The sequence below is a fragment of the Embleya sp. NBC_00888 genome, assembly GCF_045207655.1.
Taxonomy (GTDB): Bacteria; Actinomycetota; Actinomycetes; order Streptomycetales; family Streptomycetaceae; genus Embleya.
Genome location: NZ_CP108784.1, coordinates 1094242 through 1117258 on the forward strand (window position 1 = coordinate 1094242; position 23017 = coordinate 1117258).

The 23017-nt window shown below is 72.9% G+C and carries 23 protein-coding genes and 1 pseudogene; 18 read left to right on the forward strand and 6 right to left on the reverse strand.

The genetic code is table 11. The annotated features are described in order from the left end of the window. Window positions 1-2 precede the first annotated feature (2 nt). Complete coding sequence (gene map / locus OG948_RS04155) at window positions 3-770, forward strand: type I methionyl aminopeptidase (RefSeq protein WP_406293927.1); 768 nt, start codon at window positions 3-5, stop codon at window positions 768-770. Window positions 771-813: 43 nt separating this feature from the next. Here map and OG948_RS04160 read toward each other — a convergent pair whose 3' ends face one another. Next, the gene (locus OG948_RS04160) at window positions 814-1743 is read right to left on the reverse strand and encodes a Gfo/Idh/MocA family oxidoreductase (RefSeq protein WP_406293929.1); all 930 of its coding nucleotides are present in this window, start codon (window positions 1741-1743) and stop codon (window positions 814-816) included. Between the two features lie 264 nt (window positions 1744-2007). Between OG948_RS04160 and OG948_RS04165 the strand changes: the two genes are divergently transcribed. Next, complete coding sequence (locus tag OG948_RS04165) at window positions 2008-2790, forward strand: L,D-transpeptidase family protein (protein WP_406293930.1); 783 nt, start codon at window positions 2008-2010, stop codon at window positions 2788-2790. 22 nt (window positions 2791-2812) lie between these two features. Next, a complete protein-coding gene (locus OG948_RS04170) occupies window positions 2813-3337 on the forward strand; it encodes an HD domain-containing protein (RefSeq protein WP_406293932.1) in 525 nt (174 codons plus the stop codon). A gap of 132 nt (window positions 3338-3469) precedes the next feature. Here the strand turns inward: OG948_RS04170 and OG948_RS04175 are convergent, their stop codons facing one another. Next, on the reverse strand, window positions 3470-4213 hold the full coding sequence (locus OG948_RS04175) for an SDR family NAD(P)-dependent oxidoreductase (RefSeq protein ID WP_406293933.1): 744 nt from the start codon (window positions 4211-4213) through the stop codon (window positions 3470-3472). A gap of 157 nt (window positions 4214-4370) precedes the next feature. On the opposite strand from OG948_RS04175, the gene OG948_RS04180 reads away from it, so the two are divergent. The 3 genes from OG948_RS04180 to OG948_RS04190 all read left to right on the forward strand — a co-directional run bounded on the left by OG948_RS04180 (window position 4371) and on the right by OG948_RS04190 (window position 6832). Further along, window positions 4371-4892 carry a GNAT family N-acetyltransferase gene (locus OG948_RS04180; RefSeq protein ID WP_406300176.1) on the forward strand — a complete coding sequence of 174 codons (522 nt, stop codon included), beginning with the start codon at window positions 4371-4373 and terminating at the stop codon, window positions 4890-4892. Window positions 4893-4975: 83 nt separating this feature from the next. Further along, window positions 4976-5914, forward strand: coding sequence for an acyltransferase domain-containing protein (locus tag OG948_RS04185; RefSeq protein ID WP_406300177.1), 939 nt, complete (start codon window positions 4976-4978; stop codon window positions 5912-5914). Window positions 5915-6031: 117 nt separating this feature from the next. Further along, a complete protein-coding gene (locus OG948_RS04190; RefSeq protein ID WP_406293934.1) occupies window positions 6032-6832 on the forward strand; it encodes an APH(3') family aminoglycoside O-phosphotransferase in 801 nt (266 codons plus the stop codon). Between the two features lie 110 nt (window positions 6833-6942). On the opposite strand, the gene OG948_RS04195 is transcribed toward OG948_RS04190, so the two are convergent. After that, entirely contained in the window at window positions 6943-7551 is a 609-nt protein-coding gene (locus tag OG948_RS04195) for a TetR/AcrR family transcriptional regulator (protein WP_406293936.1), read from the reverse strand. A 290-nt stretch (window positions 7552-7841) separates the two neighbouring features. Between OG948_RS04195 and abc-f the strand changes: the two genes are divergently transcribed. The 7 genes from abc-f to OG948_RS04230 all read left to right on the forward strand — a co-directional run bounded on the left by abc-f (window position 7842) and on the right by OG948_RS04230 (window position 14707). Then, the gene (abc-f, locus tag OG948_RS04200; protein WP_406293938.1) at window positions 7842-9479 is read left to right on the forward strand and encodes a ribosomal protection-like ABC-F family protein; all 1638 of its coding nucleotides are present in this window, start codon (window positions 7842-7844) and stop codon (window positions 9477-9479) included. Further along, window positions 9476-10363 carry a virginiamycin B lyase gene (locus OG948_RS04205; RefSeq protein ID WP_406293939.1) on the forward strand — a complete coding sequence of 296 codons (888 nt, stop codon included), beginning with the start codon at window positions 9476-9478 and terminating at the stop codon, window positions 10361-10363. Before abc-f ends, OG948_RS04205 begins: the two co-directional genes overlap by 4 nt. 199 nt (window positions 10364-10562) lie before the next feature. Then, window positions 10563-10811: a hypothetical protein gene (locus OG948_RS04210; protein WP_406293941.1), complete on the forward strand. Its 249-nt coding sequence runs from the start codon at window positions 10563-10565 to the stop codon at window positions 10809-10811. A 43-nt stretch (window positions 10812-10854) separates the two neighbouring features. Then, complete coding sequence (locus tag OG948_RS04215; RefSeq protein WP_331773654.1) at window positions 10855-11967, forward strand: IS630 family transposase; 1113 nt, start codon at window positions 10855-10857, stop codon at window positions 11965-11967. Between the two features lie 54 nt (window positions 11968-12021). After that, window positions 12022-12759, forward strand: coding sequence for a hypothetical protein (locus OG948_RS04220; RefSeq protein WP_406293943.1), 738 nt, complete (start codon window positions 12022-12024; stop codon window positions 12757-12759). After that, entirely contained in the window at window positions 12756-13700 is a 945-nt protein-coding gene (locus tag OG948_RS04225) for a DUF6895 family protein (protein WP_406293945.1), read from the forward strand. The genes OG948_RS04220 and OG948_RS04225 overlap by 4 nt, the downstream gene beginning before the upstream one ends. Next, entirely contained in the window at window positions 13697-14707 is a 1011-nt protein-coding gene (locus OG948_RS04230) for a serine hydrolase domain-containing protein (protein WP_406293946.1), read from the forward strand. The genes OG948_RS04225 and OG948_RS04230 overlap by 4 nt, the downstream gene beginning before the upstream one ends. A 270-nt stretch (window positions 14708-14977) precedes the next feature. Here the strand turns inward: OG948_RS04230 and OG948_RS04235 are convergent, their stop codons facing one another. After that, window positions 14978-16660 carry a dihydroxyacetone kinase family protein gene (locus OG948_RS04235; RefSeq protein ID WP_406293948.1) on the reverse strand — a complete coding sequence of 561 codons (1683 nt, stop codon included), beginning with the start codon at window positions 16658-16660 and terminating at the stop codon, window positions 14978-14980. A gap of 541 nt (window positions 16661-17201) precedes the next feature. Between OG948_RS04235 and OG948_RS04240 the strand changes: the two genes are divergently transcribed. After that, entirely contained in the window at window positions 17202-17588 is a 387-nt protein-coding gene (locus OG948_RS04240) for a peptidoglycan-binding protein (protein ID WP_406293950.1), read from the forward strand. 47 nt (window positions 17589-17635) lie between these two features. Here the strand turns inward: OG948_RS04240 and OG948_RS04245 are convergent, their stop codons facing one another. After that, complete coding sequence (locus OG948_RS04245; protein WP_406293951.1) at window positions 17636-17977, reverse strand: S26 family signal peptidase; 342 nt, start codon at window positions 17975-17977, stop codon at window positions 17636-17638. Between the two features lie 120 nt (window positions 17978-18097). Between OG948_RS04245 and OG948_RS04250 the strand changes: the two genes are divergently transcribed. Beyond that, entirely contained in the window at window positions 18098-18553 is a 456-nt protein-coding gene (locus OG948_RS04250) for a hypothetical protein (RefSeq protein ID WP_406293952.1), read from the forward strand. 62 nt (window positions 18554-18615) lie between these two features. Here OG948_RS04250 and OG948_RS04255 read toward each other — a convergent pair whose 3' ends face one another. Next, the gene (locus tag OG948_RS04255) at window positions 18616-19440 is read right to left on the reverse strand and encodes a hypothetical protein (RefSeq protein WP_406293954.1); all 825 of its coding nucleotides are present in this window, start codon (window positions 19438-19440) and stop codon (window positions 18616-18618) included. An 80-nt stretch (window positions 19441-19520) separates the two neighbouring features. Between OG948_RS04255 and OG948_RS04260 the strand changes: the two genes are divergently transcribed. From OG948_RS04260 to OG948_RS04270, 3 genes and pseudogenes are all read left to right on the forward strand, one after another. Further along, window positions 19521-20426, forward strand: a complete 906-nt coding sequence (locus OG948_RS04260; RefSeq protein ID WP_406293956.1) for a hypothetical protein — start codon at window positions 19521-19523, stop codon at window positions 20424-20426. Beyond that, a pseudogene (locus OG948_RS04265) lies at window positions 20423-20818 on the forward strand (caspase family protein); the annotation flags it as partial. The gene OG948_RS04260 and the pseudogene OG948_RS04265, both read left to right, overlap by 4 nt. Before the next feature lie 1578 nt (window positions 20819-22396). After that, the gene (locus OG948_RS04270) at window positions 22397-22993 is read left to right on the forward strand and encodes a LysE family translocator (protein ID WP_406300178.1); all 597 of its coding nucleotides are present in this window, start codon (window positions 22397-22399) and stop codon (window positions 22991-22993) included. The last annotated feature ends 24 nt before the right edge of the window (window positions 22994-23017 follow it).

Below are 23017 nucleotides of genomic sequence, written 5' to 3' on the forward strand. Positions count from 1 at the left end.
TCGTGGTCGAGATCAAAACCCGAGCCGAAATCGCCGCGATGCGCGAGGCCGGCCGTGTCGTGGCGAATGCGCTGGAGGCGACCCGCAAGGCCGCGGCCATCGGCGTGTCGCTCAAGGAGTTGGACGAGGTCGCGCACGCGGTGCTGCGCGAGGCCGGGGCCACGTCCCCGTTCCTGGGCTACAAGCCCTGGTCCGCGCCGGTGCCGTTCCCGGGCGTGATCTGCGCGTCGGTCAACGACGTCGTGGTCCACGGCATCCCGACGGACTACCGGCTGCGCGACGGCGACCTGCTGAGCGTCGACTTCGGCGCGACCCTGCGCGGCTGGACCGGCGACGCCGCGATCACCTTCACGGTCGGCACGCCGCGTCCGAACGACCTCGAACTGATCGCGACGACCCGCCGCGCACTGGACGCGGGCATCGCGGCGGCCGTCCCGGGCGGTCGGCTCGGCGACATCTCCGCCGCGATCGGCGCGGTCGCCCGCGAGGCCGGCTACGGCATGCCGCAGGACCTGGGCGGCCACGGCATCGGCCGCACGATGCACGAGGACCCGCACGTACGCAACGAAGGCCGTCCGGGCCGGGGCATGCTGCTGCGCCCGGGTCTGGCCCTGGCCCTGGAACCGATGCTCATCGCCGGCGGCAAGGACCGCTGCTTCACCGCCAAGGACGGCTGGACCATCCACAGCGTCGACGGCAGCCGAGCCGCCCACATCGAACACACCATCGCCATCACCGATTCCGGCCCGGAGATCCTGACCCTCCCCTGACCTCCCACAGGCGGCGACCCACGAGCTCGGCCCGGGGCAGCCGCTACCCGACGCACACGGTGCGGCCCTCGCGGCGGGAGACGACGCAGGCTTCGGCGACGGCCTGGGCGGCGAGCGCGGCCGGGCCGGGGCAGGGACTCGGGGTTCGGCCGGCGGCCATCGACACGAAGGCGGCGAGTTCGGCGCGGTACGCGTCACCGAATCGGGTGAGGAAGTCGCCCTCGGTGACCCCGCCGCACGCGTGCGTACCGTCCGTGCCGGCCACTTCCAGGCGCACGTCGTAGCCCGCCTCGTGGTCGCGGCCCGCGTGCGCGGTGCCCAGGGTGCCGTCGGCAAGGCGGAAGAGCACCGCCGAGACGTCGACGTCGTCGTTCTCGGCGAACACCGCCGCGCCCCGGTTCGCGCCGATCGCGGTCACCTCGACGATCGGCACGCCGGTGACCCACGGCACGATGTCGAAGTCGTGGATGTGGGTGTCCCGGTAGATCCCGCCCGAGGTGGGCACGAACTCGGGCGGCGGCGGCCGGCGGTCCACGCTCACCGCGTGCACCCGGGTCACCGTACCGAGCGTGCCCGCGCGCACCGCCTCGCGCGCCGCGACGTACATCGGATCGAACCGACGCTGGAAGCCCACCTGCAACCCGGCGCCACGCGCCTCGACATACCCGACGACATCACGCGCGATCCTCGGGTCGAGCGCGATCGGCTTCTCGCACAGGATCGGCAACCCGGCGTCGGCGGCCCGTCGCAACAACTCCACGTGCACCGCCGTCGGCGCCGCGATCACGACCGCGTCGACCAAGCCGTACACCTTGTCCAGCCCCGCCGCCTCGACCCCGGCCTGCGCGGCGAACGCCTCGGCCCGCCCATGGTCCACGTCCGCGACCACGACCCCCTCGACCGCCTCGATCCCACCCAACGCCCGCGCATGAAACGCCCCGATCCGCCCGACTCCCAACACCCCGACCCGCATACTTCCCCTTCCACCACCAAACCCGACCCACCCACCACACGCCGCCCAGACCCATCAGACCACGCCCACCCGACCCGGCCCGACCGACCCGACGGCACGCGGGCCCGTTCGGCACCGTCGCGATCCACCGGACCGATCGGCCCGGCCGTACGTCACCTCACGTCCACGGACGAGTGACACCCGACACGACCGACCGGGTGACGCCCGTGAACACACCGCCCACCCTGCACGAGTGGTTCCCGGAGAGCGGGTAGTCGTGGACGAATGACGATCTCCCGACGCTCGCTGTTCCGTGCCGCACCGGTCGCACTCACCCTGATCGCGGTACCCGCCGCCGGAGCACGATGGGACGCGAACGCGGCAGCGGGCATCGGCGTGGGCGCGGCCGGCGGGGCGACCCCGGGGCCGGCCGGTGTTCCGTTCCCGGAGCCACCCGCGCCGCCGATCGCCGTCCCGCCCGGTGTCGGGCCCCGCTGGGCGGCCGAAATCCCGGTCGAGACGACCCAGTTGCTGCTGGTCGTCGGCGAGGGCCGGGACAGCGACTCGGCCGCCGCCTCGTTCTGGACCCGCGAACCGGACGGCTGGCAACGCCAGGGGACGTGGCCCGCGCACAATGGCCGGCTCGGCTGGACGCCCGACCACCACGAGGACGACCTGCGCTCGCCGATCGGCGTGTACACGCTCACCGACGCGGGCGGACTGGAGCCCGACCCCGGTACCAGGCTGTCGTACGACCGATCCGACGACTTCGCCGTCGACGGCACGGGCTTCACCGGAGAACCCCTGGCGGGCACCTTCGACCACGTGATCGCGATCGACTACAACCGGGTGCGCGGCACCTCTCCGCTCGACCCGGACCGCCCGCGCGGCGACGCGTACGGCGGCGGAATCTGGCTGCACATCGACCACGGCGGCCCGACCCACGGCTGTGTGACGCTGCCCGCCGAAGGGATCGTGGAGTTGTTGCGCACGCTGGATCCGGCGGCGCACCCGGTCGTGCTGATGGGCGACGCGTGGACGCTGACCCTGGGCGGGCCGGCTTCCTGATGCCCCGGCGGACTCCTACGCTGTGCGGGTGACCTCCGCCAAGCTCCGTCCGCTGCCCGCCGAAGTGGCCACCCTCCTGGATCAACTCACCCCCTGCCCACGCCTGGTCGAACACCTGCGCATCGTGCACGACGTCGCGTACCGGCTGTGCGACTGGGTCGCGGCGACCTGCCCGGAACTGGCCTTCGACCGCGACGCGGTGCTGTTCGGCGCCGCCACCCACGACATCGGCAAGACCCTGCACCCGGAGGAGTTGGCCGGGCCCGGTTCGTGCCACGAGCAGGCCGGCTACGACCTGCTGACCGCCCGGGGAGTCCCGCCCGCGCGGGCCCGCTTCGCCCGCACCCACGCGGCATGGGATCCGGACGATCCGGACGAACTGCTCGTGACCCTGGCCGACAAGGCCTGGAAGGGCAAGCGCGTCGAGGCCCTGGAACAGGCCCTGGTCACGCTGCTCGCGACCGCTTCCGGCCGCCCCGAGTGGGAAACCTTCCAGGCCCTCGACGACTTCCTGACCTCGATAGACACCGACACGCTGCTGTTCTGACCGGCACGACCGGCGCTGTCATCACGACCGGCACGGTCACCACGGTCATCACGACCGACGCGACCGACGCGACCGGCACGGCCGGCACGGCCGGCGCGACCCTCCCCGCCCGCCCGCCTTCCACCGGAAGACTCAGCGCGGCAACCTGCGCCACACCCGCCGAGGCAACACCCGCATGCCGGCGAACACCGGCCGCAGCGCCGCCGGCACCCACACCTCGCCCTTCCCGCGCAGCAGTGCCCGGACCGTCGCGTCGGCCACCTGATCCGGTGTGCTGGACAGCGGCGCCGGTGACATGCCCTCGGTCATCCGCCCCACCACGAAGCCGGGCCGGACCAGCAGCAGCCGCACCCCACTGCCCGCGAGCGCGTCGGCCAGGCCGCTCGCGAAACCGTCCAGGCCGGCCTTGGCCGAGCCGTACACGTAGTTCGCCCGCCGCACCCGCACACCGGCCACCGACGAGAACACGATCAACCGACCGTGTCCCTGCGCGCGCAGCACGGTGGCCAGGTGGGTGAGGATGCTCACGTGCGCCGTGTAGTCGGTGTGCACGACGGCGACCGCGTGGGCCGCGTCCGACTCGGCCCGGCGCTGATCGCCGAGGATGCCGAACGCGGTGACCACGACGTCGAGCGGGCCGTGCCGGGCGATCACCTCGTCCAGCATCGGGCGGTGCCCGGCCAGGTCGTCGGCGTCGAACTCGACCCGATCCACGTGCGGCGCGCCGGCCTTGCGCAGCAGCGCCTCCTCGTCGTCGAGGTCATAGCTGCGACGCGCCGCCAGCACGATGGTCCGCGCCCCGCGCGCGGCCAGCCGCTCGGCGACCGCCAACCCGATCTCACTGCGGCCCCCGAGGACCAAAACGGTTCCACTCACCCGCACAGTCTGCCGGATCCCGCCCGCCGGCCCGTTCCCCGCGATCGCCGAACTCAATAGCCTTGCCTCCGTGACGCTGAACGTTGACGCGAGCGCATCCACCCGAACGGCGGCGGATGCGGGCGCGAACCCAGACGAGTACGAGGACACCCGGCGGATCGTGCTGCGCGGACCGGAAGCCGCCGGGCGCGCGGCCGAACCGGTGCACACGATCCTGGCCGATCTGGTCCTGGGCGGCGCGGCGCTCGGGTGGGTCGACCCGCCGCCGCTCGCCGAGGTGGCGGCGCTGCTCACCGAGTTGGCCCGGGCCCAGCGTTCCGGCGACGCGGCGCTGCGGTTCGCGTACGCGGGCGGGGAACTGCTCGGCTTCGGCTACTGGCGCCGGTACACCCGGCCCACCCACCGGCCCAACGCCGATCTGGAGAAGCTCGCGGTGGCCCGGTCCGCGCACGGTCGCGGGATCGGCCGGGCGCTGACGGCGGCGCTGATCGAGGACGCGCGCGCCGAGGCCATCGAGATCCTCACCCTCGACGCACGCGGCGACAACAGCAGCGCGCTGCACCTCTACCGTTCGCTGGGCTTCGTCGAGTACGGCCGGCTGCACGACTTCGTCGCGATCGGCACGACCCGCTACGACAAGGTCTTCTGTTCCGTCGACCTGCGCCCATCCTCGGCGTGACCGGAGCGCGCGGGCCGGGCGGACCGGCGACGGATGCCTGGGAGCCGCTCCGCGCGGATCCGCGCCTGGCCGCCTGGGTCGACATGTTGGCCGGCTTCGACACCGGCGTCGAGGTGGCCCTGCCCGCCGACGACGATCTGGTCGAGGTACTCCTGGACCTGTCCGTCCCGCACGAGGACTTCAACGAACTCGTGGCCACCCGCGCGGCGTTGCTCGCCCACCCGCGGGTGCGCGAGCTGTTCGAACGCGCCGTGCGGGCCCTGGTCGCGGGCGTCGGCACGGTCGAGAAACACCGGGAGATCCCACCGTTGCCGCCCGCGTGGGGTGCGGTCGGCCGCTGGTTCCACGTGTACGTGTTCATCGCCGCGCGCCCGTACGTGCTGGCCTACCATCGCTCCCTCGGCATCCCGCCGGAGGTGTCCCGCCGAACGCTCGCCGACCTCGGCCGGCACGTCGCGGTGCACCGGCGTCGGCGCGGCGTCGGTGGTCTGCTCGCACTGCACTGGCCCAGGCTGCACTTTCGCGGTGAGCTCTATCAACTGGGTCGCTTGCAGTTCCAACGCTCGTTCCTGCTCGGTCGGGCCGCCGCGAGCGCCGCCGCGCTGGGGCTCGCGTATCGGGCCGAGGATCCGGCGCTGGCGCTGCACATCCCGGACTTCCACGGACCGCTGACCCCGGCCGCGTGCGACGAATCGCTGCGGCTGGCCCGCGAGTTCTTCCGGCGCCACTTCCCGACCGAGCGCTACGCGGTGGCGGTCTGCGGCTCGTGGCTGCTGGACCCGCAACTGCGCGAATACCTCCCGGAACACGCCAACATCATCCGCTTCCAACGCCGCTTCCACCTGCACACCGAACCGGCCGACCACCCACCCGAGGACACCGCCCCGATCGGCTTCGTCTTCGGCGACCCCGGCCTCCCCCCGGAGTCCCTCCCCCGCGACACCACCCTGCAACGCGCCATCGGCGACCACCTCCGCACCGGCCGGCACTGGCACACCCGCACCGGCTGGTTCGAACTCTGACCCCACCCCCGCCCGGTTTGGGACACCCGTTCCGAGTCGACGCCCGCCGGGTGTGGGTGCCGGGTGCGGGGGGGAAATCCGCCGGCGGTGGGGTGGGGCTCGGGTGAGGATGGGGGGATGACGGACGATCTTCGACGGCGGTTCGCGGCGTACACGTGGGAGTCGGTCACGGCCGGCAAGTCAGGAGCCGGGGTTCATCGACTGCGGCGCCGGGGTGAGGAGTTCTATCTCAAGGTCGGTGCGCCCGGTTCCCACCCGGATTCCGGCTTCCATCTCTCCGCCGAGGTGGATCGAGGTCTGTGGGCGGCGAAGCAGGGGCTCCCGGTCGCCGAGATTCTCGAGTACGACGTGGACGCGTGCGACGGCCGGCTGCTCACCCGCGCCGTGCCCGGCCGCTCGGCGGCCGATCCGTGGCCCGCCGAGCAACGCGACGCGGTCGTCGACGCACTCGCCGACATGGCCCGCGCCCTGCACGAGCTCCCGGTCGCCGATTGCCCGTTCGACCGCAGTCTCGCGGTCGCCATCCCCGCGGCCGAGTACGCGGTCACAGCCGGCCTGGTCGACCTGGAGGATCTGGACGAACACCGCCTGGGACGCACCGGCCCCGAACTCCTCGCCGAGTTGACCGCGACCGTACCGACCACCGAGGACCCGGTCGTCGGCCACGGCGACTACTGCCCGCCCAACGTCCTGCTCGACCCGGACACCGTGCAGGTCACCGGCCTGATCGACCTCGGCCGCCTGGGCCGCACCGACCGGCACGCCGACCCGGCCCTGCTCACCCGCAGCCTCCACAACGACGACGACGCGCAGTACTCCCCCGCCCACGCGGCCCGCTTCCTGGCCCGCTACGACCCGCAGGGCACCCTGGACCCGAAGCGTCTCGAGTTCTACCGTCTCCTCGACGAGTTCTGCTGAACCCGACACCACCCACCCGGCGGCACCCCACCCAACGCGGGCGCGCTTCGCTCCCGCGGACGCCTCCCGCTCGACCGCTCCCCCGCTCCCCCGCTCCCCCGCTCCCCCGCTCAGGCTCGGTCGAGCACGAAGACCCCGGCGCGCGCCGCCGCCACCGCCGCGTCCGCCGCGCGCCGCGCCTGGCCGGCGTCGACCGGCTCGTGCGTGATGAACAACCGGTAGTACAGCCCGCCGACGGCGACCCGGACCACCTCGCCCGCATCGGTACCCACCGGCAACTCGCGTCGCGCGACCGCCCGTTCGACCACCGCCTCGGCCTGACCGAGCCGGCCGACCAGGAATCCGTGCAGGGCCTCGCCCATGGTCGGCTCGTGCACCGCGGCGGCCACCAGCGCCCGCGCGGTGGGTCCGCGTTCGGGGTCCGCGAAGCCGGCCACCACCAGCGCGGTGATCGCCCGCAGGTCGCCGCCGATCGTGCCGGTGTCCGGCAGCGGCCACGACTCCTCCGCCGCCAGGTCCAGCGCGTCGGCCGCCAGCCCCGCCGCGTTCCGCCAACGGCGGTAGACCGTCGTCTTGTGCACCCCCGAGCGCGCGGCCACGGCCTCCACGGTCAGCCCGTCGAAGCCCTTCTCGGCCAACTCGGCCAGCGTCGCCCGCCGTACCGCGTCCCGCGTCCGCGCGGTCCGCCCACCGGGCCGCACCCCGCCGACGCCACTCACCCGCCGCCGCCCGGCCGAATCGGCTGAACCGGCCGAACCGGCCGAACCGGCCGAACCCTGACCGACCGACCCCGAACCGGCCCCGTCCGCGACGACCAAAAGCAACCTTGTTGCATTAGTGCCTCTCCATCCGTCATACTCATCCTAACGCAACCGAGTTGCATTAGCTTCTCGGAGGCCCAACCGTCCACCCACACCACTCGACCCACCAGGGAGCGCCGCAGCCATGACCCGGGCAACGAACACCGTCACCCCGCCGACCCGTCCGCAGCACCCCCTGGAGTCCCCTCTTGTCTCCCAGCCGCACCACTCCCACCACCGGCACCCGCACCGGCCGCACCACCCAGCTCACACTGCGTAACGTCGCGAAGACCTACGCCGACCACCCGGTCCTCACCGACGTCTCACTGACCGTAAAACCCGGGGAGAGGGTGGGCATCGTCGGTGAGAACGGTTCCGGCAAGTCCACGCTGCTGCGCCTGATCGCCGGCCTGGAGACCCCCGACGACGGCACCGCGACCGTCGCGAGCACCGGCGGCATCGGCCACCTCGGCCAGACCCTCGACCTGCCCGGCACCCACACCGTGCGGCAGGCGATCGACGCCGCCCTCGCCGACCTGCGCGCCATCGAGCGCCGACTGCGCGAGGTGGAGGCCGATCTGACCGAGGCGCGGCTGAGCGAATACGGCGACCTGCTCACCACCTTCGAGGCCCGCGGCGGCTACGACGCCGACGCCCGCACCGGCCGGGCGATCCAGGCTCTCGGTCTCGGCGCGATCCCGCCCGATCGCCGCCTCGACGCGCTCTCCGGCGGCGAACGCGCCCGCCTGGGCCTGGCCTGCCTGCTCGCCTCGGCCCCCGAGGTGATGCTGCTCGACGAGCCCACCAACCATCTCGACGCGACGTCCCTGACCTGGTTGGAGGATCGCCTGCGCGAACACCCCGGCACCGTCGTGGCGATCTCACACGATCGCCTGTTCCTGGACCGGGTGGTCCACGCGATCGTCGAGGTCGAGGCGGGCACCGTGACCCGATACGGCGGCGACTACACCGCCTACCACGCCGCCCGGCTCGCCGACCGCGCCCGCCGCGCGCAGGCGTACGCCGACTGGTGCCGCGAGATCCGCGAAGTCGAGGGCTTCGCCGCGACCACCGCGCACCGGGTCGCACCGGGACGGGCCGCCAAGGACAACAACAAGATGGCCTACGACCGCAACGCGGGCCGGGTGCAGAACTCGGTGGCGAGCCGGGTCCGCCAGGGCCGCGAACGGCTGCGCCGATTGCGGGCGAACCCGGTGGTCGCACCGCCCGAACCGCTGCGCTTCAGCACCGGGATCCACACCGGCGCGGCCTCGGGCGTGCTGATCGAGGCCCACGACATCCGGGTCGCGGATCGCCTGGTCGTCCACGACCTCCGGATCGAGGCGGGCGATCGGCTGCTCGTCCAGGGCGCCAACGGCGCGGGCAAGACCACCCTCCTGCGGGTCCTGGCCGGTGTCCTGGAACCGGACACGGGCACCGTGCGCCGCCGCGGCCGGATCGGCCGACTGGCCCAGGACCCGGTCTTCGCCGACCCGTCCCGCACGGTGCTCGCCACCTACGCGGCCGGTCGACCGGGCCATCTCGACGAGCACCGCGACCGACTGCTCGCCGGCGGCCTGCTGCCCGCCGAGACGTTCGGCACCCGGGTCGGCGCGCTGTCCGTCGGCCAACGCCAACGTCTGGCCCTGGCCCGGCTGTTGGACCGACCGGCCGACGTCCTGCTGCTGGACGAGCCGACCAACCACCTCTCACCCACGCTGGTCGAGGAACTGGAGCAGGCACTCGACGCCTACTCCGGTGCCCTGGTCGTGGTCTCCCACGACCGCGCGCTGCGCGACCGGTTCATCGGCACCCGGATCCACCTGACCGAGGGAATGCTCGTATGACGACCCCCGACATCCGCGAACTCCCGGTCGCCGGGCCCGACTCCGGCCCGTACGCGATCGTCTCGGGCCCGGACGGCGCACTGTGGTTCACCCTCGTGCACGCCGGTCGCATCGGCCGACTCGACCCGGCCGGGACACTCACCCTCCACGATCTCGGCGACCCCGGTTGCGGACCGACCGTGTTGGTCACCGGTCCCGACGACGCGCTGTGGTTCACCGAGTACAAGGCCCACCGGATCGGCCGGATCACCGTCGCCGGCGCGGTGACCCACTTCGACCTGCCCACCGCCGGGTCCGGCCCGTTCGGGATCACCGCCGGCCCCGACGGCGCGTTGTGGTTCACCGAGACGGCCGCGAACCGCATCGGTCGAATCGACCCGGCCGGTCGGGTCACCGGCTTCGCGCTGCCGATCGCGGACGCGTTCCCGTCCGCGATCACCACCGGCGCCGACGGCGCGTTGTGGTTCACGCTGAACGCCGCCGACGCGATCGGGCGCATCACCACGAGCGGCGAGGTGAGCATCCACGCGCTGCCCACCAAGGGCGCGGCGCCGGTCGGAATCACGGCCGGCCCGGACGGCGCGCTGTGGTTCACCGAGATCGGCGCGGGTGCGATCGGCCGACTCGACCCGACCGGGGAAATCACCGAATTCCCGCTGCCGGACCCGCAGTCCCGCCCGCACGCGGTGGCACTCGACACGGACGGCAAATGCTGGTTCACCGAATGGGGCGCCAATCGGGTGGGCCGACTCGCCGTGGAAGGCACCCTGACGGAGTACGACTTGCCGACGCCGGCGGCCGAACCGCACGGCCTCGCCCAGGGTGCGGACGGCGCGATCTGGGTCGCCCTGGAAATCGGCGCCCTGGCCCGGATCACCCCCTGACCGACGCCGAAAACCCGCTGGTGAGCGCGGATTCACGCGGTTGCGGCGAACTCGCCGAGCCCATCCGACCGACCCTTCCTCGCCCGTTCCGCACTCCCCTCGCGCGCCCCCGGAACGCGCCTGGAACGCGCCCGCGCATACGGGGGAATCAGGCCCGCGACTCGCCGTCAAATAATGCAAACGCTCATAAAAAGTGCCTATGGTCGAAAGCACGGGGGCATCGTCGAGCCCGGCGATTGAAGTCACGATCAGGGAGCACCTGATGCTTACTCAAAACATCCGTCAGTCCACGCCGGTTACGCCGACCCAGGCAGATACCGTCGCGACGCTCATGATCGAGGAGGAGACGACCATCAGTGACGCGCCGCTGTTCGCGCCCGAGGACATCGGTGGCGGACTGCTGGTGCTGGGTCTGCTGCTGTCGCCGAAGCCCCCGAAGGAGCGCTAGTGTCCTGCGCCTGTAGTTGTTCGTTAGATGTTGTGTGACTTCTGTGGTTGGTGCGTCGGTTCCTCGTCGTGGTCCGAAGTTGGAGCCGTTACTGCTCTCCGACGAGGAGAGGGTGACGTTGGAGCGGTGGACCCGCCGGGCAACGTCGGCTCAGGCGTTGGCACTTCGCTCGCGAATCGTGTTGGCGTGTGCGGGGCCGGAGGTGCCGCCGATCGTCGCGGTCGCCCGGGATCTGCGAGTCGCCGCGGACACGGTCCGCAAGTGGCGGCGGCGTTTCCTCGTCGACCGGTTGGACGGTCTGGTGGACGAACCCCGGCCGGGTCGGCCGCCCACCATCGACGTCGAACGGGTCGAGGCCGTCGTGGTCGCCACGTTGGAGGAGATCCCGAGGAACGCCACCCATTGGTCGCGCAGGTCGATGGCGGACCGCAGCGGCCTGTCGAAGTCCACCGTCGGCCGCATCTGGCGCCGGTTCCAGCTCAAGCCACACCTGACGGACACGTTCAAGCTGTCGACGGATCCGTTGTTCCTGGAGAAGGTCCACGACGTCGTCGGGCTGTACTTCAACCCGCCCGAGGGTGCGGTCGTGCTCTCCGTGGACGAGAAGTCGCAGATCCAGGCGTTGGATCGATCCCAGCCGGTCCTGCCGATGATGCCCGGCATGCCCGAACGGCGCACCCACGACTATCTCCGCAACGGCCTGACCACCCTGTTCGCCGCGTTCGACGTCGCCACCGGCGAAGTCATCACCGCCCTGCATCGCCGGCATCGGGCGGCGGAGTTCAGGAAGTTCCTGATCAGGATCGACAAGGAGGTCCCCGCGCATCTCCAGGTCCATTTGATCTGTGACAATTACGGCACCCACAAGACCCCGGCGATTCGGGCGTGGCTGGCCAAACACCCGCGCTTCCACGTGCATTTCACCCCGACGGGTTCCTCCTGGATCAACCAGGTCGAGCGGTGGTTCGGCTTCCTCACCGACCAGATGATCCGCCGCGGCGCACACAGGAACGTCCAGGCCCTCGAAGCCGACATCCGAGCCTGGGTCAAGGACTGGAACGAGAATCCCAAGCCGTTCGTATGGACCAAGACAGCCGAGGAGATCCTCGACTCCCTCGCCCGGTTCTGCCGACGGATCTCCGGCGCAGGACACTAGGCCGGATCGGATGTCCGTGACATCACCGGTTCCGACGGGAAGTTGATCAGAACCATGCCCTTCGCCGAGACCTCGCCACACGAGGACTACACGGCGGCGGTCGAGCGAGTGGCAGGCCGTGCCCTCGGCGTCCTCATGGACGTCGAGGGCACGGTCGTGCCCGCCGGATTCGCCGCCACCGATCCTTGGGCGGCCGAACCGCACGACCGCGACGCCGACTTGCCCGGGCTACGCGTCCTGGGCTCCGACGCGTTCGCCCCGCACGTCCTGCGCGGCACGCCGCTGCCGGCCGATCAGGCCGAGGCCGCCGCCCGCGCGTTCGACCTGTTCCCGCCCGACACGCTGGGTGCCTCGCCCGAGACCGCGTGGATCATCACCTGGCGCGACTGGGCCACGGCCCGCACGCTGACCCGCTTCGGCCTGGCCGTCGACGTCCCCCTGCCGGGCGACGGCGCGCAGGTCGCCGACGCGACGACCTGGCAGGCCTGGTCGGTGCGGATGGCCCAACTCTCCTCGCTGGCCCTGCCCGGCCTGGACGGCCCGATCCACGCCGCCGCCCGACGAAACGCCGACTCGCTGGCACGCGGAGTGGTGCGCGCGATGTTGCGCCGCGACTACCGCACCGCCGCCCGGATCGCCCGCTGGCTCGCCTTCGTGGCCGCCGACGGGGTCGCCTTCCCCTTGGAGTTGGACCCGCTGTTGCGGCACGTCCGACTCTTCGGCGGCGGCAGCACCCGCACCGTGCTCGACACCCGCATCGCCCAGCACGTGACCGCACGGGAGGACTCATGACCGGGGGACTCATCCGGGCGGACGTGCTCAAGACCGCCCACACGATCGGCTCGCGGGCGCTGCGCTGGCTGCACGAGAACGCGCGGTTCGGGCCGCTGCCCACGCACACCGTGGTCGACTTCAACGACCGCGACAGCGCGTACAAGCCACTCGGCGAGACCGCGTTGGCCACGTCGCTGGTGCTGCGCGAGGGCGTCGCCGGGCCCGCCGACCTGGCCGCCGCGCGGGCGCTGATCGAGTTCGCCTGGGAGCAGTTCCGTGACGGGGACTTCCTCTACGAACGCCAGGTGCGACACCCACTGCTGACCGACCCGCTGGAGACCTACGCGCACTTCGTGCGGGCGGGCATCCGGCACGAGCCGATGGACGCGCTGCTGGCGCACCTGTCCGGGCTGCGGTCGGTGCACGCGATCGAGATGATGCCCAACCGCCGCCTCGCGGTGGCCAACGCGAGCCGCGTCGCGGGACTGACCCACCGGCCGGACTGGCCCGCACTTGCCGCCGACTCGTGGCTGGGTATGACCCCCGAACCGTGGGTGATCGACTGGATGACCGCGTACCACATGACGCACGCGGTGTTCCACATCACCGACTGGGGCGCGCGTCCGGAACTGCTCCCCGCCGAGATCGCCGACTACCTGCGGGCCTGGCTCCCGGTCTGGGTGGACGTGTGGGCCGAGGTCTCCCAGTACGACCTGGTGGGCGAGTTGCTGATCGTCGACGCGTGCCTGCCCGAGCCGGTGTGCGACGCACAGGGCTGGGAGACGCTCGCGGCGGCACAACTCCCGAACGGGCTGCTGCCGCGCGACGCGGATCCGGTGGACGAGGACCCGCAACGCGCGTTCAAGGACCACGAGCACACGGCGGTGGTCGCGATCGTGGCCGGCACCATCACGTTGGCCCGTTCGCTGGGCAACACGCCCGCGCCCGCGCTCGGGTGAGCGACCCGAACGCGGCGCCGATCGCACCGCTGCTGCGGGCCGTGCCGGCCGGGGGTGCGCTGGTCGTGGCCACCATCCGGGGCGGCGAGCACTCGGTGGTGTGTCGCGGTACGGCGGTGGACGCCGACTCGCGGTTCGAACTGGGCTCGGTGACCAAGACGTTCACCGCGCTGCTGCTCGCCGACGCGGTCGCGCGGGGCGAGGCGCGGCTGGACGACCCGCTGATCACCTACCTGCCGCCGGGCTCGCGACCGCGCTGGTCGTCCGACATCACGCTGCTGCACCTGGCCACGCACACCTCGGGACTGCCGCGGCTGCCGCGCGGTTCGCTGCGCTCGGCGCTGCCCGCGTGGTACACGAACCCCTACGCGGGCTATGACGAGAAGCGGCTGTTCGCGCTGCTCGGGCGGGCCCGGCCGCGGGGCCGACCGGGCACCCGGGTGTCCTACTCCAACCTGGGGGTGGGATTGCTCGGACACGCGCTCGCGCGCGCCGCCGGGCAGCCGTATCCGGATCTGGTGGTCACCCGGCTCGGTGTGCCGCTGGGCCTGACGATGACCACGTGCGACCCGAACGGGCCGCAGGTGACCGGTTATCTGCGCGGCCGGCCCCGGCCGCCGTGGGACATGCCGGGGCTGCCCGCGGCGGGAGCGCTGCGCAGCACCGGGACGGACCTGACCCGGTATCTGGCCGCGCACCTGGACCCGGCGACGGTACAACCCGCCTCGCTGGCCGAGGCGTTGGTCGAGGTGCGCCGGCCCCGGTTGATCCCGCCACACACCGGCGATCGGCTGTGCCTGGTCTGGAATCTGCGGGGCCGGCCCGGGTACGACCTGATCTTCCACGGCGGGTCGACGCGCGGATTCACCGCGTTCGTCGGCTTCAGCCCGCAAGCCGGGGTCGCGCTGGCGGCACTGGTGAACACGGCGGCGGGCCCGAGGGCGCCGTTCCTCCAGATCGCGTACGACTCGCTGGGCGAACTCGCGGCCGGGGCGATGGCGGACTGATCGGGTACGGGCCCACGACGCGGCGGGGTTCGGGGTGATCGTGGGCATCCCGACCGCACACGCCGGCCGCCGCGGCGGGCGCGGCGGGCGCGGCGGGCGCGGCGGGCGCGGCGGGCGCGGCGGGCGCGGCGGGCGCGGCGGGCGCGGCGCGGGAGTCGCCGCCGGGGTCCCGGCCGGGATCCCGGCGTGAGTCGGCCGGGTCGGGAGGCTGTCCGGGCGGATCCGCGTCCGCCCTGCGGCCATCCGATCCGATTCCGATCCGATCCGGTCCTAGTCCTCGGCGTCCAGCGAGTCGGCGATCGCGCGGAGCCAGATCACCACCGCCTCGGCGCCCGGGTCGACGGTGCCGATCGCGCGGTCGCCGAGGTAGCTGCTGCGGCCTCGACGGGCGCTGTGCGTCGCGGTCTCCTCGGTGCCGGCCGCGGCCGCGTCGATCGCCTCGACCAGACTCGCGCCGCCGACCAGTGCCTCGCCGGCCGGCACCAGCGCGTCCAGCATGGTGCGGTCGCCGACCCGGGCGCCGCCCAGTTCGCCGATCGCCCGCGCGCCGGCGGCCAGTGCCTCGCGCCAGCCGCGCGTTCCCGCGCCCTGCTCCACGGCGCCGGCCGCGCGCAGCAACAGCACCGAGTACAGCGGCCCGGACGTGCCGCCGAGTGCCCGGCGCACGGTGTCCGCGAGGCCGCGCAGCACGGCGGCCGGCGTGCCGCCGCCGTAGCCGGGCAACTCGCGCCCGATCGCCTCGGCTCCACGCGAGAGGCTGATGCCCAGGTCGCCGTCGCCGACGATGCGGTCCAGCTCGGTCAGGTGCGGTTCGGCCTCGACCAGCGCCGCACACACCGCCTCGATCGCGCGGGTCAGCTGCGTGGGTTCGGTCAGCGCCGTCCCCGCGTCGGCGCTGCCGGGTGCGGGTGCGGCCGGGAGCACGGTGACCTCACCCACCCGGCCGACCACCGGGGTGGGCCACGCGGGCGCCGAGGTGGCCGCGTCCAGGCGGGCGAGCCGGGCGTCGTCGACCCGGAGCAGGGACAACGACATGCCGGCCATCTCCAGCGCGGTCAGGAACGAGCCGCGCCAGGCCCGTTCGAGCACCAGGCCCCGACCCGCCAGGTCTCGTACCGCGCCGCGCAGCACGATGTCCAACTCCATCGTGGGGGTGCCGCCGAGGTTGTTGACCAGCAACGCGACCCGGTCTCCGGCGGCCAGTGCGGTCTCCGCGACGATCCGGTCGAGCAGTTCGGTGACGAACTCGTCGGCGAGCGCGATCTTGTCCCGCCGCACGCCCGCCTCGCCGTGGATGCCCAGGCCCAGCTCGACCTCGTCCTCGCCGAGCTCGAATCCCGGTCGGCCGGCCGCCGGCACCGTGCACGGGGTCAGCGCGACGCCCATCGTGCCCACCGAGCGCGCCGCCGCCTCGGCCTCGGCCTTGACCTCGGCCAGGCTCGCACCGGCCTCCGCCGCCGCTCCCGCGACCTTGTGCACGAACACCGTCCCGGCGATCCCGCGCCGGCCCGCGGTGTCGTCGCCGGTCGCGAGCGCCACGTCGTCGGCGACCACGACCAGCTCCACCGCGATCCCCTCGGCGCGCGCCAACTCGGCGGCGAGCCCGAAGTTGAGCCGGTCCCCGGTGTACGACTTGACCACGAGCAAAACGCCCGCCGATCCGGCGACGGTGCGGATCGCGGCCAGGATCGTGTCGGTGGACGGCGACGTGAACACGTCCCCCGACACGGCCGCGGTGAGCATCCCGGGCCCGACGTATCCCGCGTGCGCGGGTTCGTGGCCGGCGCCTCCGCCGGAGATCACCGCCACCCGACCGCTCTCCGCGTGGGCCCGGGCGTCCGCGCGCAGCGCGACGTTCTCTCCGGCCAGCAAGGCGATGCCGGGATTGGCCAGTGCCAACCCTTCGAGCATCTCGGGGACGACGTCGCGGGCGGCATTGATCAGCTTCTTCATGGCTGAATCTCTACCTGAATGCGCGCCGGACCAACCCCACCGGGGGGTCGCGGATCGCCGGCAACCGGACGGGCGGCACCCGCGTGTCCAGGACAGGGGACCGACAGCGCACGGGCCGATCGGGTCCCCAGGCACGGCCGGGCACCGCGGTGGCCGAACCGGCCGCCCGGCTCGTGGCGGGAGTGGTTCCTCCTCAGGACTTCCACCACGAGCCGGACTCCGCACACGCACCGAACCCGGACGGGGATCGACCCGGGCGACCGTACGCGTCCACCGGGCGGCGATCGGGCGCGCCCACCGGGCCGGCGACCGTATGCGACCACCGAGCCCTCGCCCGGCGCGACCAGTCCCGCGCGACCCGTCCCGCACGACCGTCCCGCGCGACCCGTCCCGACCGGCATGGACTCGTGCCGATTCGGTTCGACGCGGGATTCGCCTTCCGCAGCCGCCCCGGTGAGCGGACACTGCTGCGGTCGAGCACCTCTCCCCCACCCTGGGCCGGCCCCGCCCCGCCGCGCGGTCGGCCGGAGCGGAGAACGCCATGCCGAGCAGCCCCACCCGCCGACCGCTGATCCGCGCGCTCGCCGGCGCGGCCCTGGCCCTGGCCCTCGCCGGACCCGCCGTCGTACCGGCCGGCGCCGCCCCGGGTGTGCCGGACATCGGTCCCGACACCGCACCCGGGTTCGGCGTCCAGTGCGTCCAGGCGATCTACTACTCGACCGGCTTCAGCACGCACTACCCCGACCGGGTCTACGGCCCCGAGACGACCGCCGACACCCGGCGGCTGGAACGCATCCTGGGCCTGCCCGAGGACGGCATCGTCGATCCGGTGCTGGGCGAGGTGATGTACCTGGTCATGGAGATCGGCTCCGGGCCCGGATCGTGGCACACGATCGGCTGCTGGGACGTGGTCCCCTCGCTGCACTGAACCACCGCGACGCCGACGCGCGGGCCGGCGACCGGACCCGGCTCGCGCTACTCCGTGGACACCGGTGCGCGTACCTTCCGGGACGCGCCCGGTCGCGGTACGCCGTCCACCGCCACGCAGATGCCGTACACCCGGGCCTGCGAGGTCCAGCCGTTGGCGCGGCCCCGGTTGTTGCTGATCTGCACGCGCGCGCGGGCGCGATCCAGCGCGGAGACCAGATGCAGGTACATTTTCCCGGCGACCCGGGTCAGCACGATGTCCCCGATTTCGAGGCGGTCCGGGTCGACCGGCGCGACGGTCACGAGTTGGCGACTGCGGATAAGCGGGACCATGGAGGCCCCGCGCGGGCGAAACTCGACGGTGGCGCCGTGCGCCACCTTGGCGGCCATGCTGTCCATCATCCCCATCGCGGAACAGGATGACGGATGAACGCCTGCCCTGCCACGGGTTTTTTCTCGCCTCCGGGGCCGGCACCCGCTGCCCCGAAGAGTCGTCCGGAAGGTTTGCCCATGAGCACCCGTCAGCACCACTACCAATTCGCCCACGTGGTCTTCCGCTCGATCGCCCTGCGCAACGCGGCCGGGATGCTCGCCGCGCCCCTCGACGAGTTCACCGCGCGTACGACGAACCTGTGGATCGGAGTGGGCAACCGACTGCCCGAGGAGCAGCGGCTGTCCGCCGAGGGTCTCGCGATGAACCACGTCCCGTTGGGCGCGGGTTCCGGGTTGTTGGTTCGCCTCCCGCCCGCGCTCTTCCCGCCGGAGGCGCATTTCGCGCTCGTGGTGGGGCCGGATGTGGTGGGCGAGCCGCGCTACTTCGTACTGGAGGAGAGCTTGGACGTGATGACGCGGCAGCGGACCACGGTCCTGGGCGCGTGGGACGAGGGAACCCACCTGAACCTGGGTCCGGGTCCGGCCGCGGACCCGGACGCGTTCGTCTCGGCGGTCGCGGCGCGCTTGGCGTAGCGGTTTGGGGCGGTGCGCTCGGCGTGGCGGTACGGCGGGGTGGGTGGCGGCGCGTGTCCCGCTCAGCGTGCCGGGCCGCGCCCAGGGCCGACGTCCGCGTTCCCGATCGCCCGCCACGGACCGGTCAGGATCGCCCGGTCCGGCTCGGCCGTCAGGTGTGGTGCGCCGAGGGCCATCGCGGCGTGCAGCAGGGCGTGCGTCGCCCGCCTCCACGGCGTGGTCAACACCTCGTCGCCCTGTTCGTCGTCCTCGTCGTACTCGATCTCGAAGGCCGCCGGGCCCCCGCGTTCGCGCGCGGCGGCGCGGACCGCGCCGGAGACGACCAGGAAGCCGCGGCCGATCGGCGACCCGAGCGCGCTCGCGCCGGGGATCGAGAGCGTGTACGTGTGGTCGCGGTCGCGGTAGGGAGCGGCGTTCGGTTCGCCGTCGATCCAGCGGTCCCAGGCGGCGCCGAAGTACGCCCCGGCCCGCGGTTCGAGCGCCGCCGCGAGCCGCGCGGCGGTGTCCGGGGTGAGAGCCCGGGCGGCGTCCAGGATGCCCACCACGGCGGCGCCGTGCGGCCCGAACAGCGCGGCCGGCGGCACCTCGGCGAGCACGTCCACCGCGAACGCGCGGGTGTACGGGGCGGGTACCCGCACCCCCTCGGCGGCCTCGGCCATGGCCGCCCGCTCGGCCTCGCTCTCCGGCGGAACCACCGCGACCCGGTACAGCCGTCCCGGCCGGCCGGAGACGATCACGGTCGCCAACGCCCGATCGACCACGATCCACGGCGGCGCCAGGTCCGCCTTGACGATCCGCCTGCCGACCGCCGCACCGGCCATCGGCCCGGGTCGGTCGTCGCGCACGTAGACGAATCCCGACTCGGCGGCGGGGGTGTCTCGGGTCATACGAACAGCGTAGGCCGCTCGTTCGGGCGCCCCGGCCGCTGCCCGCCGGCTAGGGTTTGCGAAGACACCGGGGAGGGTCCGTGACCAAGGTCGTATTCGTGCATGGCGTGGGCAGGCAGTTCCTGAGCGAGGATTCGCTCGCCCGCGACGTCGTCCCCGAACTGCGGGGCGGGGCAAGGCTGGCCGGGGGGCCGGTACCGGAGGCGGAGGAGGTCGGGGTCGCGTTCTACGGCGACCTGTTCCGGCCGGCGGGTGCCCGGTCCGCGGGGGACGAACCGTTCGACGCGGCCGATGTGGAAGAAGGCGTGGAGTTCGACCTGCTGATGGAGTGGTGGGCGCAGGCCGCGCGTATCGATCCGAACGTGCCGGGTCCGGACGAGGCCGGCACGCGCGGCGCGGTCGGCCTCCTGGCGTCGCAATCGTTACGCCTGAAGACCGTACGGGCCGCCCTGGACGCGCTGACCGGCGCCCGGTTCCTGACCGGCGTCCTCGATCGCGCGCTGATCGGCGACCTGAAGCAGTTGGCGCGCTACCTCACCGACGACGACGTCCGCACCCGGGTGCGGGCTCGGGTGGCGGCGCGGATCACGCCGGAGACGCGGGTGTTGGTGGCCCATTCACTCGGGTCGGTGGTGGCGTACGAGACGCTGTGCAACACCTCCCACCGCGTGGACACGCTGGTCACCCTGGGCTCGCCGCTGGGCATGCGGGCCCTGGTACACGCCCGCCTGCGGCCCGCCCCGATCGAGGGCATGGGGTGGTGGCCGCAGGGCTTGCGAACCTGGACCAACGTCGCCGATTCGGCCGATGTGGTGGCCGTTGTCCGCGAGTTGCGGCCACTGTTCGGCGATCGACTGACGGACGAACTGGTGCACAACGGCAGCCACATGCACGACGCGACGAGATATCTGACCGCGCTGGAGACGGGGCGGGCAATCGTGGCCGGCCTCCGGGAGCCCGCCACACAGGGCGGTCCGTACGAGTGACCGAACCGCGCCGCTACCTGATCGCCGCCGGCACGGGCACCTACGCCGAACACGAACCACTCCCCGGCGCACACCCGGATGTCGCGCGGATCGCGGACCTGTTCGCGGGGATGGGCTACGAGCGTGTGCTCACCGGCGTGTCGCTCGACCCGGAAGCCGGCGACTTCGAGGACGCGCTCGCGGACTGGTGCGCGGGGGACACGTTGACCGTGAGCGACATCGTGGTCGTGTACTACGCGGGCCACGGCGACCGGCCGGACGCCGGGCCGTACCGCCTCGCGTGCGCGGGCTCCAAGGCGGCGCGCCCGCGCACGTGGTTGTCGTTGGAGAACCTGGCATCGGTGCCGGCCGCCTCTCCCGCACGCAATGTGCTGTTCATCGTCGACGCGTGTTACGCCGGTGCGGGATCGCCCGAACTCGCCGCCGTGACCGCGGCGTTCGTGGCAGCTCGGGCCCGCACCGACACCCCCGGCTCCGGTACCTGGGTGCCGGCCTCGGCCCGGCCGCGCGATCTCGCGGGCGACATGGGCCACTTCGCGACGGAACTCGGGCGCGCGTACGCAGCAGGAGAGGGCGCGTCGCAGCGTCACCTGTCTCCCGCGCTGCTCGCCGACCGGGTCAACCGGGCCTTCGTCGCGGCGGGATGCCGGCAACTCGCGGTGTGTTCGGTCACCGATCAGTCGATCCAACCCCCGTTCTTCCCCAACCCGGCCTTCGACCCGGCGGCGGAGATCGGTCCGGACGGTGTCGCGGACGGCGAATCCACGGACGTGGCCGCGCACTTCGAGCCGCGCGGACGCGGCGTCGAGCACGTCCACGACCCCGGCTCGTACTTCACCGGCCGCACCCACGCGCTCGATGTCGTCCGGGCCCGGCTGAGCGGCCCGGGCGGTCGCGGTCCGCCGGCCGTCACCGGTGCGCCGGGTTCGGGCAAATCGGCGGTGCTCGGCCGCATCGTGCTGGAGGGCGGCACGGCGGGCGGCGCGCACCGGGTCGACGTGTCGATCAACGCGCGCCATCAGACGATCGACGCGCTGGTCACCCGCCTGGCGGCGGCCGCGGATGTGCGTGCGTCGCACGTGGACGCGCTGCTGACGGCCCTGGCCGCGCGTGTGGCGCCGTTCCGTGTGGTGCTGGATTCGCTGGACGAGGCCGGGCCGGGCCATGACCCCAACGAGGCGCGGCGGATCGCGTGGGAGTTGTTGCGTCCCCTCGGCGACGTGCCGTGCGTGCGACTGGTGGTGGGCTCCCGGCGCGAACACCTGCGCGATTGGTGCGACCGCGCACCGACGGTGGACCTGGACACGGCGGAGTACGCGGACGATACGAGCGTCGCCGAATACGTCGAGCGCATCCTGACCGACGGCCGATCGCCGTACGCCGAGGGCGATCCGGCGACGGTGGGCACCATCGCGCGGGCGGTGGCGCGGCGCGCCGGGCGCTGCTTCCTGGTGGCGCGGATGACGGCGAGCGCGCTGCTGCGGGACGAGCCGGTGGATGTGACGATGCCGGGGTGGGCCGACGCGCTGCCGTCGGACGTCGGCGGAGCGTTCCGGGCCTACCTCCAACGGCTGCCGGAGACACGCCGGTCGACGGCGCTGATCCTGCTCACGGCGCTGGCCTTCGCGGAGGGACACGGGCTGCCCCGGGAAGGGGTGTGGACGGCGGTCGCGTCACGGTTGTCGGGCGAATCGGTGGTCGAGCGGGACATCGACGACCTGGTGGACGAGGAGGGCTCGTACCTCACCACCGTGGCGGTCGGCGAGCGACGGTACTTCCGGCTCTACCCGTCACGCCGCGTCGGCGGCGGACAACCCGGTTGCCCGGAAAACCGCGGACCGGACACAATTGCGCGACCAGCGATCGACCCAGGGCGGCGGCGACGACCGCGGCGACCGCCCGTACCACCAGCGGGGGCAAGCGTGATCGAGACCAGCGCGATACTCGGAGTGAGCGCCGTCGCGCTCGGGATGGTGCTGACACCCGGCCCGAACATGATGTACGTGACCTCGCGCAGCATCACCCAGGGGCGTCGGGCCGGCCTGGTGTCGCTGCTCGGTGTCGGGCTCGGCTTCCTGATCTACATGTCGATGGCCAATCTCGGCCTCTCCGCCGTGTTCATCGTCGTGCCCGAGCTGTACATGGCGGTCAAGATCGCCGGCGCGGCATACCTCGGCTGGCTCGCCTGGCAGGCGCTGCGGCCCGGTGGCGTCTCGGCGTTCAGTCCGCAGGAGCTCGCGCCGGACTCGAATCGGCGGCTGTTCACCATGGGCCTGCTGACGAACCTGCTGAACCCCAAGGCCGCGATCATGTATCTGTCGCTGATCCCCCAGTTCGTCGACCCGAACGCCGGGCACGTGCTGCTCCAGGGCTTCGCGCTGGGGAGCATCCAGATCGTGATCAGCCTGACGGTGAACGCGATCCTGGTCCTCGCGGCCGGGTCCATCGCGGTGTTCCTGGCCCGGCGGCCGTCCTGGCTGCGCATCCAGCGCTACGTGATGGGCACGGTGCTCGGCGGGCTCGCGATCAAGCTGGCCACCGACCGGAGCCACCCGGCGACCGCCTGACCCACAACGATACGAAGGAGCGGC

Coding starts and splice junctions, on each gene's coding strand:
- OG948_RS04210 (WP_406293941.1), top strand. CDS start 10,563: ATGGTCGAAAGCACGGGGGCATCGTCGAGCCCGGCGATTGAAGTCACG.
- OG948_RS04245 (WP_406293951.1), bottom strand. CDS start 17,977: ATGGCCGCCAAGGTGGCGCACGGCGCCACCGTCGAGTTTCGCCCGCGC.
- OG948_RS04220 (WP_406293943.1), top strand. CDS start 12,022: ATGCCCTTCGCCGAGACCTCGCCACACGAGGACTACACGGCGGCGGTC.
- OG948_RS04225 (WP_406293945.1), top strand. CDS start 12,756: ATGACCGGGGGACTCATCCGGGCGGACGTGCTCAAGACCGCCCACACG.
- OG948_RS04205 (WP_406293939.1), top strand. CDS start 9,476: ATGACGACCCCCGACATCCGCGAACTCCCGGTCGCCGGGCCCGACTCC.
- OG948_RS04160 (WP_406293929.1), bottom strand. CDS start 1,743: ATGCGGGTCGGGGTGTTGGGAGTCGGGCGGATCGGGGCGTTTCATGCG.
- OG948_RS04270 (WP_406300178.1), top strand. CDS start 22,397: ATGGTGCTGACACCCGGCCCGAACATGATGTACGTGACCTCGCGCAGC.
- OG948_RS04255 (WP_406293954.1), bottom strand. CDS start 19,440: ATGACCCGAGACACCCCCGCCGCCGAGTCGGGATTCGTCTACGTGCGC.
- OG948_RS04190 (WP_406293934.1), top strand. CDS start 6,032: ATGACGGACGATCTTCGACGGCGGTTCGCGGCGTACACGTGGGAGTCG.
- OG948_RS04250 (WP_406293952.1), top strand. CDS start 18,098: ATGAGCACCCGTCAGCACCACTACCAATTCGCCCACGTGGTCTTCCGC.
- OG948_RS04240 (WP_406293950.1), top strand. CDS start 17,202: ATGCCGAGCAGCCCCACCCGCCGACCGCTGATCCGCGCGCTCGCCGGC.
- OG948_RS04235 (WP_406293948.1), bottom strand. CDS start 16,660: ATGAAGAAGCTGATCAATGCCGCCCGCGACGTCGTCCCCGAGATGCTC.
- OG948_RS04185 (WP_406300177.1), top strand. CDS start 4,976: ATGTTGGCCGGCTTCGACACCGGCGTCGAGGTGGCCCTGCCCGCCGAC.
- OG948_RS04165 (WP_406293930.1), top strand. CDS start 2,008: ATGACGATCTCCCGACGCTCGCTGTTCCGTGCCGCACCGGTCGCACTC.